A 10,496-nucleotide genomic window follows, 5' to 3' on the forward strand; every position below is an offset into this window, starting at 1 on the left:
CGATGCACCGGACAACCGCGACGGGACGGCCACACCGCTGCCACCGATTTGACCTGCGGCGTTTCCGCTTAACTGCCGGGCATTGGCCCAGGGCCCAAGCGTTCACCACCTGCTGGCAACGCCTGACCGCCTTGCCGGCCGTCACCTGACGACCGGACCACCAATCCCGACGAGACAAGGGAAAGAGCAGGCCGCACCACTTCCGGGTGCCGTGGAACCCCGGCGCAGCCGCAGCGACACGCGAAGGCCCCGCCCGCGATCACGCGGAACAAACAGGGCGAACCGATAGCCCGGTCAGGCAATCGCAGCCGCTGACGAATCGAGGTTGAACGTGGGAAAGGCAGCAGACCACTGGTCGCCAGGTTCGGCGGCATTCCGCTGCGACGGCAAAAGAACGCGGTCATCACCGACCGCCACCCGGGTCGGCTCACCTACCCCCGTCGGGAACTGATCGACCGGCTACAACAGGGTAAGTGCGAGCTCTGCCAGCACATAGGCGAGGTGGAAGTCCACCACGTCCGTAACCTGAAGGAACTCGACCGAGCCGAACCCGCCCGTTGGAGACGAGTCATGGCCAAACGGCGCCGCAAGACCCTCGTGGTCTGCGCCGACTGCCACGACCACATCCACCACCGGGAATCCTCCCCGCTCACGCAGTAGTCACCGGAGAGCCGGATGCCTGGAAAGCGGGCCCGTCCGGTTCGGAGGGAGGTCGCGCGGAAAAGGACCAGCACACCTGGCACCTCGCCGCGCGGCCGACCCTACCCAGGACGAGAAAGGTCTGACGTTTCGTCGGAAAAACCTCATCGCACGGCTGTTGGATTTCCGCAATCACTTCAGAAGAGTCTTGCCGCGGTCAGCAGCAGAGCCAGGATTCCAGTCACTGTAACGCTTGTCGCGGCCAGCGATATCCGCACGCCGGAACTCGGGTGGATTACTCGGGCCTGTGCAGCCCCGGCGAATGCAGTGAAAGAGAGTGCGGATGCGACGATAATCAACGGAAAACCGAAGACAATCCCCGCCCTGATAAGCGTGAGCATGGTAACCGCCGCCGAGAACGTCGTCCGCCGCCACGCGAGTGTGGTCCGCTCGGGCTGCAGTCCTGGATCTCGATCGATCACGACCGAACCTGGGCCAGGTTTACTACGATAAAAACCCCGACCGCCGCGGCCGACCAGCCCGTTACGGATGTGATCCAGGTCGTCGGCAAGGGCTGTTGATTGCGCATCGCCCTCTGCACCCGAGCCCAGCGCTTCTGGGCGAGGCCGGCGAGAAGCGTACCGCTGATGGCGAGCAGCAGTGCGAGTACGCGGAGCCAGGCGTCCGATTCCACTGAGCCGAACTGCACGATCGCCAACGCTCCAGCAATCAGCGCAAGGCTGGTCCGCAGCCACGCCAGAAACGTCCGTTCGTTGGCAAGCGTGAAACGGTAGTCCGGCTCTTGGCCCTCTTGATTCCATTTCGGATGCTGCACGCCTTAATACCTTTCGTTGGCTTTCGAAGCGATGCCTCCTGCGGACCCGGTCCAGGTCGCAGGGTCCGCCACCGGCGATTCCGGGACAGCGTCAGCAGAGGGGGCGGCACCCAGAACCAGCCGACCCGCCGACACAGCGCGACGCCTCCGCATGACTGCGGGAACCGACGCGTGAGCGCAGGCGCTGACACTCACCCCACAGACAACTGACACTCACCCCACAGACAAGCGGCCAGCGGGGCTGCGGAGTCGCTGCGCGTCTGTTCGGCCAACATCGGCCTCTTCGTAGCATGTTACATGTAATCATTGCCGTGACCAGGCTGAGCGCGGGCAGCCGAAGGGTCATCTATTGACGCCATCCTACCAGTCTGCATACTGCATGTAGCAATCGCTAGTGGTCGCGTAGCTCGCGATCGCGGCCTGGTGGTCGTCGGGTGCGCCTCGACGTAGCGCCTGAAGGGAGATGTGAGCCAGCGAGTCGCCGGCCCTTGCCGGACCTCGGGCTGCAACTTCCGGCAGGTGAAGAGTGGGCTGGGGTGCTCGGTCCAGCGCGGGCGCCGATGTCCAAGATCCTCATCCGCGGGGGCGGGCGCAGGATTGCAGTTCGTCGGTCGGCCACCGAGATCCGGCTTGCTCTGCGGGACCAGCCCGCATCAAGGGAGCGGGCCGGGTCAGTGACGCTGCGCGCGATCAGAGCCGCCAACGCCACAGATGCGTGACGTTCGAGAGGGAATGGAAGTACCACGAGTGAGCATCTTGATAACCGAGGACGTGTGGGGCGAACCGCTGCGCGAACTCGGAGAGCGTTGGCCTGTCACGCACGCGCCCGAACTGTGGAGAGACCGCAGCGCACTGCTCCGAGAGGCCGCGGAGGTCCAGGCGCTGGTTGTACGCAACCGTACGCAAGTCGACGCGGAACTGATCCGAGCGTGCCCGCACCTGCGCATCGTGGCTCGGGCCGGTGTTGGCCTCGATAACATCGACGTCCCTGCCGCGGACGCCGCCGGTGTTGTGGTTACGGCCCCACGCGGCGCCAATGCGCGCAGTGTTGCCGAGCATACGCTGGGACTCGCGCTCGCCCTCGCCAGGCGCACGGTCGAGCGAGATCGTGATGTCCGTGCCGGTGGCTGGAACCGGACTCCCGGCCGCGAGCTTCGGGGAGGTATCTGGGCACTTCTGGGCGCCGGTGCGACCGCCCGTGAGTGTGCTCGGCTGGCCAGAGCTCTGGGAATGCAGGTGATCGCCTACGATCCGTACGTCGATCCTGCCTCCCCCGCCATGGCCGAGGCGGGAATCCGGATCGCTCCGCTGGCCGAGGTCGTCTCGTCGGCGGATGTGATCTCCTGCCACCTCCCTGCCACTCCCGAGACACACGCCTTCGTGGGAGAAGAGCTGTTGGCGCAGATGGCGACAGGCGCCCTGTTCATCAACGTCGGCCGCGGGGAGATCGTCGATGAGGAGGCGCTGGCCGACGCCCTTGAGGCGGGACGGCTTGGTGGAGTCGCCCTGGATGTCCGGATTTCGGAGCCGCCGACACCGGGCCGTCTCGAAAGGCTCCCCCATACGATTCTCACCCCGCATGTCGCCGGCATCACACGTGAGAGCCAGAGGCTGATTCTTGAGGTGCTCGCCGCGGACCTCGACGCCGTACTCAGCGGCAACGACGCACGCTCGATGGTCGGTGAGGTTCGTCGCGACCGCTTGGGTGCGAGGTGAACACCTGACGGGACGCGTCCGGGGTATTTTGACACACCCGTCTGGCCCCGCGGCGTGACGTAGGTGCTCTCGTCGCGCCGTCAGCAGCCCCTGATGCGCCTGGACACGAAGAGGGCTTGCGGTCCGGCAAGCCTACGCCCCTGATACCGCCGGACCCTTCTCCGCGGGCGGCACAAGCCCGAGGACACCCCAGGCGATGCAAGGCCGACGGTGCAAATCCCCCCTCAGCCGTCGTGTCGTTCGAAACCCCATGAAGAGAACTCGCACAAGTCCCCTGAATGACTCTTGAAAGTGGACAAAGGTGTCACTCATTCAGATATTCTCGCTCATTCTGCTTGTCGTGACCTTCGCCGTCGCGATCTGGCGGCACATGAACATCGGCATGGCCACTATCGCGGCAAGTTTCATCCTGATGCTCGTGGCCAAGGTTCCTGCCGACAAGGTGTACGCAGCTTTTCCATCGAGCCTCATCATTCTCATGCTCGGCGTGACATTCCTGTTCGGACATGCCCAGCGCAGTGGAGCCATCGACAGGATCATCAACTGGGCGGTCAGAATCACAGGGCGTCGCGACTGGGCCCTGCCATGGATCATGTTCCTGCTTGCGGCGTCTCTCAGCGCGATCGGCGTGCTGCCCGCGGCCTCGCTGGCCATCACGATTCCCGTCGCCATGCGGACCGCTCAGTTGCGGGGCATCAGCCCGGCGCTGATGGGAACGGTGATCATCAGCGGCGGAATGGGGGGCGGCTTCTCTCCACTTACCGTCTGGTCGCAGTTGCTCACATCGACGGTCGAACATGCCGGCCGGTCGATTTCGGCGTCGGCGCTGTTCGGCTTGGAGATCGGCCTGAACCTGTTGGTGGCCATCGTCGCCTTCATCGTCTTCGGCGGACTCCGGCTCGTCCGCGCGGCCTCCAGCGCGTCACCAGCCGCAGACATGCCCAAGGGCCGTGCGCCGGAGGATGAGGCCCAAGGCGCGAACGCGACCGCGGGCAATGCGTTCCCCCGCGAGTCCGATGGCGGGACCGCGGTGGCCGTCAGGGACGCCCTACCGGCGCAGACCACCCAGGCGGCCGACGGAAATCGTCTCTATCAGATCGTCTCCGTGCTGGCGATCCTCACGTTTGTGACCGCCGTCCTGGTCTTCTCCGTCGACGTCGGACTTTTGGCCTTCGGTCTGGCCACCGCCATCCAGCTCATCATCCGCCCGGACGAGAAGGAGGTCATCCGGAGCCTTCCCTGGGGTGTGGTCCTCACCGTCGCGGGTGTGCTGCTGTACGTCGGACTGCTGGTGGAAATCGGCACGTTCAAGACCATCGCTGACCATTTGGGTGGCACCGGGAATCAGGCTTTCACCTTCCTGGCGATCAGTCTGGCGGGAGCCCTGTTTGCCACCCTGGAACCGTCGGCCGTCGCCGTGCTGGGTCTCTTCATCGCGCTCGCCCTGCGCGCCGCGCCGGGGATGGGCGGAACTGCGCTGCTGCTGTTCGTCTGCCAGTTCTCCTGGGCCATTGTCTGCGTCAGCACGAGTCCTTATCACCTCAGTGGTGGCCTCGTGATCGCCACCACACCCGAGAATCAGCAGCAGGTGCTCTTCCGGAAACTTCTCGTCTGGACGATTGCGCTGGTGCTGGCCGTGCCCACGGTGGGATGGATCATGCCGCTGCTCGCGTCCGCGTGAGATCGGCCGTTCGGACCGAAGGGTTCGCATCTGGCAGAAGCTGCCCACCTGCCTCGGCCGACACCGTCTCTGCGTGAGCAGGTCGTGAGATGGGGTGGGTTCGGTAGTGGTCGTCGGCCTGAGGGACGCTGGGCCAGCTCATCAAGCTGATGATGCCGGGGGCGAGGTTACGGAGAGTGGCCATGATGCGGGAAGCGCTGCCGATGCGGACGAGGGAGGCGTCTTCGCGGTAGGTCACGTCGCGGATCAGGTGCACGGTCTCCACCGTTTAGTGGCCGCGCACGAGCCGGGAGAGCGTTTCCGGGTCGGCGCGGTTCCAAGGGGCGCTGGTGATGGCGAGTTCCGCGACGCAGTGGATTTTCCCCTCGCCGCGGCCGGTCGTGGTGCGTTCGATGAGCAGCACCTGGCCGAGGTGCGGAAAGGGCAGGACGTCGGGTGCGGGCACTACCTTCAGGCCACGTCGCATGGTGCGACCGCGTGCCTTCTCGGTGACGGTATGGGCCATCGCAGCCGTCTCCCAGTCGAGTTGGTCGATCGCGTCGTATAGACCGGGCTGGGTTGCACATGACTGGGAACAGGTAGAAGCCACCAGCGGTGTGGACCCATTCGGCGTGGCCAAGCTGGGTGTGCATTGCGTCGGAGGTGACGACGCAGCCGGTCAGGTCGATGCCGTCCGGAGCCGGGGCGAAGGCGGTGAGCTCGTTGCTCTTGGTGTTCACGGCACCCTGGCCCAGGGCCGTGCACATGTCGTGGTCGACCACCGCGACCAGGTGAGGCGCGTCGTTGCCGGCGGCAGCGGCGGCGTGCGGACGTCCGCGAACCAGGACCCGGCGCAGCCAGGCGCCGGTCGCCTCGTCGAGCGCGTCGGCATCGGTGTTCTCAAGGCCCACCCGAGGGAGGAGTCGGCGGGTGCGGACCATGCGGCCTCGGCGTCCAGGCCGAGCGTCGCGAGCAGTGGGCGGTCCGCCCGGCCGTCAGCAGGAACACGAAGCGATAGCGCCGACCGTGCAACCCGCGCGGGTCGGGCACGGCCGCCAGCGCCTCTGCCAGGGTCGGCAGTTCAGGGATCTCCCATGGATCCTCGACCGTGGGCAGCGGCTCAAGCTGGCGGGCAAGGACATCGATCAGCGAGGATGGCACCGGGCACGGTCCTTTGTGGTCACACGGGGTCAGCACCCGATGATCAGTCAGGGCCGTGCCCGTTCGTCAACTCCGGCCCTTGGCAACACAGTCCAGTCGTCACGTAGCGCGGCTCAACCCCTCCCACGCAGCGAACACCCAGAGACCCTGACCGACTGTCGAGGCAGGCGGGCAGTCGCGTTGCGTCGCCGCCGCGGGGTGACCCTCCACTGAACCGACAGCGAAGGGGAAGGAGAGGACCGCCACCGAGGCTCTGCCTGGCCCGCGCGACTGTGCCGAGGCGACTTCGGATTGGCGTACACGGTCAGGTCAGGCCAGTGCTGTGACTACTCCGGACACAATGATGAGCAATTTGACGGCCGTCTGGAACACCTGCTGCGGGATGATCCGACCCAATCGCGTACCGATGTGATTTCCTGCAAGCGCAGCGGCGATGAGCAGTGGCAACGCCGGCCACAGAACTGCGGCCGGAATGCGCCCGTGAAAGCTCAGCAGCGCGAGCGAGATCGCGTTGGTGGCGACGAAGTAGCCGGCGAAATCGGCGATGAACTGGTCGGGCGTGCGCGGTGAGTGGGTCAGCAGAGCGGCCACCGGAGGTCCGCTGAGCGAGATCGACGTCGAAAGGTATCCGCTGAAGATCCCTGCCGCCATATAGGTGGCCGTGCCTGGGCTGCGGCGGTTCCGCGGCCGGTAGAGAAGAAGGAAGATGCCTGCCAGCGCGATGAAAACACCGGCTCCCAACTTCAGGACATGCTGGTCGAGCTCGCCGGCGGTGGCAGCGCCCGCGACCGCACCGGGCGTACTGCCCGCCACGAGTAGGGCCACCGACCGCCGGTCGACCAGGGTCCGGAGCCGTACCAGAGTGGTGACGCGGGTGGCCATGGTGGACAGGAGATTGACGACCACGACCTGCGAGACCTCCATGCCGGCCAGGAGGAGGAGAGGCGTGGCCATCAGCGCGGTCGCGAATCCGGTGGTTCCGCCGATCACCGACGCGAGGAACATGGCCGCCGCCGTCAGGCCCAGTGTCATGACCCACCTTCCGAGGCGCCGAAGCGCGGGAGGTGGGTGGCCCGCTCCAGGGCGATCACCGCGCCCCCGCCTCCGAGGCCGGGAGCGACCATTCCGCCGCTGTCACCCCGGGAAACTTGTCGCGCGTTGTTTCGGTGGCCCGGTGCACGAGTCCCCTTTCTATCGGTGGCGCAGAAGCCGAGGTGCAAACGGGCGTCTGACGCCCGACTCCGGGTTTGGTATTCCGCATGCAAAATGTAGAAAAGGAGCTCCAAGACTGGCGGATGCCGGATTCAGCAGTCCAGAGGAGACAGGACGACGAGTCCACGCGTCGACGACAGGACAGCCGTACGATCCGCAGGAGCCGTCGTGGAGTCCCGTCGCCCCGGAAGATCAGACGGACTGTTCGCGCAGCGAATCGCGCAGCCGGATGATGTGGTCACGGGCGCGGCGCTCAGCCAGTTCGGCGTCACCGAGCCGGACAGCCGCGGCGATGTTGCGATGGTCCTGCCAGGCGGGTTCGAGTCCCCCGGACACCATGGTCGTTCGCATGGCGAGCCTGACGAAAGACTGGATCTGGTCCAGGAGACGGATGGCGTAGCTGTGACCGGACGCCTCCCGCAACGTCGTGTGGAAGGTCTCGTCGCAGTGCTGTACAGCGGAAATGTCCTGCGCGTCGAGAGCGCCGCGGTGGGCAGCCAGGATCTCGTCGAGCTCGTCGGCGAGCCCGGGGCTGCCACGTTCGACCGCGAGGCGGGCCACCACGCCCTCCAGAGCACAGCGGACTTCGTACAGCTCGGCCAGCTCGGCCGACGTGATCGTCGCGACGACTGCCCCGCGCCGTGGAGTCTCGACCGCGAGTCCGTCGGAGATGAGGCGAGCCACGGCCTCACGTACGGGGCTGCGACTCACGTCGAGTTGCTCGGCCAGCGCGGGCACACTGAGCTTGCTGCCTGGCTCGATCACCCCGTTGAGCACCGCCTCGCGCAGACCGCGGAACACGGAGTCCGCGATGCGCTGCGCCGGTTCAATGTTGATCATCGATGACATGGAGACATCCACCCTGAAATTATGCGGGTACGGCGCCCTTGCCTCACCAACGGACCGGCCCTCGGCCGGCTGTCGCCGGACCCGGCCGATGCGCACCGCGACCTGCCTCCGCACCTGCGGTACAGCAGGAGAACCGCAACCTTGCTGCGGAAGGCCGGGCAACAGCGCGCTCACGCGCGGCCCCTCGGATCACTAGTACCACCTCAGAACGTCCCGTCGAAGCTGAGGACGCGACCACCCCAGGTGTACGCAAGAGCCAACAGACTCCGCGCCGCCTACATGGCAGCGTTACATGCATTATGCAGATTTCCTCTGACCCGTCAACAGCCTACCCCCGGGAGCGCGACGGACAGTGACTGGTGTCACCTGATGGGACTCAACCTCGGTGGGCCGAAGCGCTGGACCGGGCGCGAGAAGGAAATGAGCCACTACATGAAACCGAGCATTTACATGTAATATGCAGACGACGTCGATGGTGACAACGCAACAGTCGAAGGAGCACGCCTTGAGCATCAACAGGACTCACCGGAATTCCGAGGCATCACCGCAGATTCCAGCAGTGATGACCATCTCGACTGGAGGACAGTCATGACGACCGGTCACTCGGATGCCATCGTGTCGGCTCGGCTGAAGGTTCTCCGTGCGCCCACCGGCGACGGCGTGGCCATGTCATTCGCACCGCTCAGGTACCGGTCGATGGTGATGGTTGAACTGCAGACCGGTGACGGTCGTATAGGTCACGGGGAGAGCTGGACCAACTTTCCCGCCTGGGCTGCCGCGGAGCGGGTCGCGACCCTGCGTGAGGGTGTGTTTCCCCTGGTTGTCGGCCGCGCGGCCCGCCACATCACCGACATCCATCGCACGCTGACCAAAGAGCTGGAGCCGTTGGGCCGCCAGTGGGGTGCCCCGGGTCCGATCATGCAGGCGATCAGTGCGGTGGACATGGCGCTGTGGGACCTTCGCGGCAAAGACCAGGGGGTTCCGGTCTCCGCTCTGATCGGCGGTCGGGTGCGCGAGCAGTCGCCGGTGTACGCGAGCAGCTTCGGTCCGGCCTCGGTGGCAGAGCAGTTCGCGATGCGCGCCGCCGGGAAGCACACGGCTGTCAAGGTGAAGCTCGGCTTCGGACGCGAGAGAGACGAGAGCATCCTCACAGAGATTCGGGAGGCGGCCGGAGCCGACATCACTCTCTACGCCGACGCCAACCAAGCGTGGAGCGTGGGCGAGGCCACCAGGATGGCGGCGCTCCTCAAGGCATTCGACGTGGCATGGATCGAGGAGCCCCTTCGGGGCAACCGGCTCGAAGACATCGAGGAGCTTCACCGGCGCACCGGTCTGACCATCGCGACCGGGGAGAACATGTACGGGCGTGAGGAGTTCGCCCGGTACGCGCTCTCGCCGGCAGTCGCGATCCTGCAGCCCGACATCGCGAAGACCGGCGGTCTCACCGAGACGTTGTCCATCTGCCAGGTCGCCGACGTGTTCCGCAAGCCGGTCCTGCCCCACCTCTACGGCGGAGCCATCGCGTTCGCCGCGACGCTCCAGCTCGCCGCCTGCGTACCGGCCGTCCGGGGCATTGAGTACGACATTCGGGACAACCCGCTGCGTGATCCCCTCGCGGTCGACCCGCCCACCCCGAGCGCGGGCACGATCCGGCTCCCTGACGGACCGGGACTCGGTATCGAACTGGACGGCGCCATGGTCGACAGGTACACGCAGTCGGTGGAACACCTGGAGGGGTCTGTCGGCTGAGCTGGCCCCGCCACCGGGGCGCTTGGCAGGTTGAACACCCCTCACCTCCGTGCGGGGCTGGAGCGCGTACTTCCGCCCCGGGGTTTCGCACGCCGCCTTCCAGTACCTGAGCCACTACACGTGAGAACGGGTCATCGGATGGCTGCGACGCAAGCACCCCAAAACCAACTGGAAGGACCTCCGACGCCGCTACTGCGGCGGACGGTGGTGGCCACGCGGCCAAGAGCGTGAGCTGTTCGACCCGGCAAAGGTACGCACCACGCGCTACCGATACCGCGGGACCGTCATCCCGACGCCATGGCCGACAGCGACACGAGGCAACCGCAGGCCCTTTCCACGGGACTTGTGGAGAGCCCGTTGCGCTGCAAGGCGCACGGCGGGTTCGGCGAGCGGCCTGGAGAAACGGACTGGCGGCAACGCCAGCACCGCGCTTCAGGCCGACTCAACCCCCATCAGGACATCGCGAACGCTCGCCCGCTGCACCCGTTGCCCACACCAATCGCCGATCCAGACGAGATAACCCCCTTGGCTTACGTCGGCGCGATCGCCTCGGCGGCATTACGAGTACGAACACGCCGCATGACCTGACCCTATGAGGGCCGGGCCCCCTTCCGTGCTCAGCCGGACGATACATATCGTCCGGGTATCGACGGGCTCGGGAAGGAGGCCCTCAAT

9 protein-coding genes are annotated in these 10,496 nt (G+C 66.1%); 4 read left to right on the forward strand and 5 right to left on the reverse strand.

All coding sequences use genetic code 11. The features are described 5' to 3' along the window. Window positions 1–450: 450 nt before the first annotated feature. Window positions 451–660, forward strand: coding sequence for an HNH endonuclease (locus ACZ3TS_RS41440; RefSeq protein WP_467628011.1), 210 nt, complete (start codon window positions 451–453; stop codon window positions 658–660). 176 nt (window positions 661–836) lie between these two features. On the opposite strand, the gene ACZ3TS_RS41445 is transcribed toward ACZ3TS_RS41440, so the two are convergent. Both ACZ3TS_RS41445 and ACZ3TS_RS41450 read right to left on the reverse strand, forming a co-directional pair. Next, window positions 837–1,121 (reverse strand): DUF202 domain-containing protein, encoded by a 285-nt coding sequence (locus ACZ3TS_RS41445; RefSeq protein ID WP_467627996.1) that lies wholly within the window; start codon window positions 1,119–1,121, stop codon window positions 837–839. Further along, window positions 1,118–1,474 (reverse strand): YidH family protein, encoded by a 357-nt coding sequence (locus tag ACZ3TS_RS41450; protein WP_467627998.1) that lies wholly within the window; start codon window positions 1,472–1,474, stop codon window positions 1,118–1,120. The genes ACZ3TS_RS41445 and ACZ3TS_RS41450 overlap by 4 nt, the downstream gene beginning before the upstream one ends. Window positions 1,475–2,221: 747 nt before the next feature. Here ACZ3TS_RS41450 and ACZ3TS_RS41455 point away from each other — a divergent pair. Together ACZ3TS_RS41455 and ACZ3TS_RS41460 are read left to right on the forward strand one after the other, a co-directional pair. Next, window positions 2,222–3,190 (forward strand): hydroxyacid dehydrogenase, encoded by a 969-nt coding sequence (locus tag ACZ3TS_RS41455; protein ID WP_467628000.1) that lies wholly within the window; start codon window positions 2,222–2,224, stop codon window positions 3,188–3,190. A gap of 301 nt (window positions 3,191–3,491) precedes the next feature. Beyond that, window positions 3,492–4,871 (forward strand): SLC13 family permease, encoded by a 1,380-nt coding sequence (locus tag ACZ3TS_RS41460; protein WP_467628003.1) that lies wholly within the window; start codon window positions 3,492–3,494, stop codon window positions 4,869–4,871. Between the two features lie 268 nt (window positions 4,872–5,139). Here the strand turns inward: ACZ3TS_RS41460 and ACZ3TS_RS41465 are convergent, their stop codons facing one another. From ACZ3TS_RS41465 to ACZ3TS_RS41475, 3 genes are all read right to left on the reverse strand, one after another. After that, a complete protein-coding gene (locus ACZ3TS_RS41465) occupies window positions 5,140–5,376 on the reverse strand; it encodes a hypothetical protein (RefSeq protein ID WP_467628005.1) in 237 nt (78 codons plus the stop codon). Between the two features lie 944 nt (window positions 5,377–6,320). Further along, entirely contained in the window at window positions 6,321–7,043 is a 723-nt protein-coding gene (locus ACZ3TS_RS41470; RefSeq protein WP_467628007.1) for a sulfite exporter TauE/SafE family protein, read from the reverse strand. A 372-nt stretch (window positions 7,044–7,415) separates the two neighbouring features. After that, window positions 7,416–8,246: a GntR family transcriptional regulator gene (locus tag ACZ3TS_RS41475; RefSeq protein ID WP_467628009.1), complete on the reverse strand. Its 831-nt coding sequence runs from the start codon at window positions 8,244–8,246 to the stop codon at window positions 7,416–7,418. A 492-nt stretch (window positions 8,247–8,738) separates the two neighbouring features. Here ACZ3TS_RS41475 and ACZ3TS_RS41480 point away from each other — a divergent pair, with 492 nt between their 5' ends. After that, entirely contained in the window at window positions 8,739–9,821 is a 1,083-nt protein-coding gene (locus ACZ3TS_RS41480) for a mandelate racemase/muconate lactonizing enzyme family protein (RefSeq protein WP_467628014.1), read from the forward strand. Window positions 9,822–10,496: the final 675 nt, after the last annotated feature.

It is taken from the genome of Streptomyces sp. NPDC022910 (genome assembly GCF_055561075.1).

What these genes read in the sequence shown, in the direction of transcription:
- ACZ3TS_RS41465 (WP_467628005.1), bottom strand. Translation starts at nt 5,376, where the DNA reads ATGGCCCATACCGTCACCGAGAAGGCACGCGGTCGCACCATGCGACGT.
- ACZ3TS_RS41480 (WP_467628014.1), top strand. Translation starts at nt 8,739, where the DNA reads ATGTCATTCGCACCGCTCAGGTACCGGTCGATGGTGATGGTTGAACTG.
- ACZ3TS_RS41470 (WP_467628007.1), bottom strand. Translation starts at nt 7,043, where the DNA reads ATGACACTGGGCCTGACGGCGGCGGCCATGTTCCTCGCGTCGGTGATC.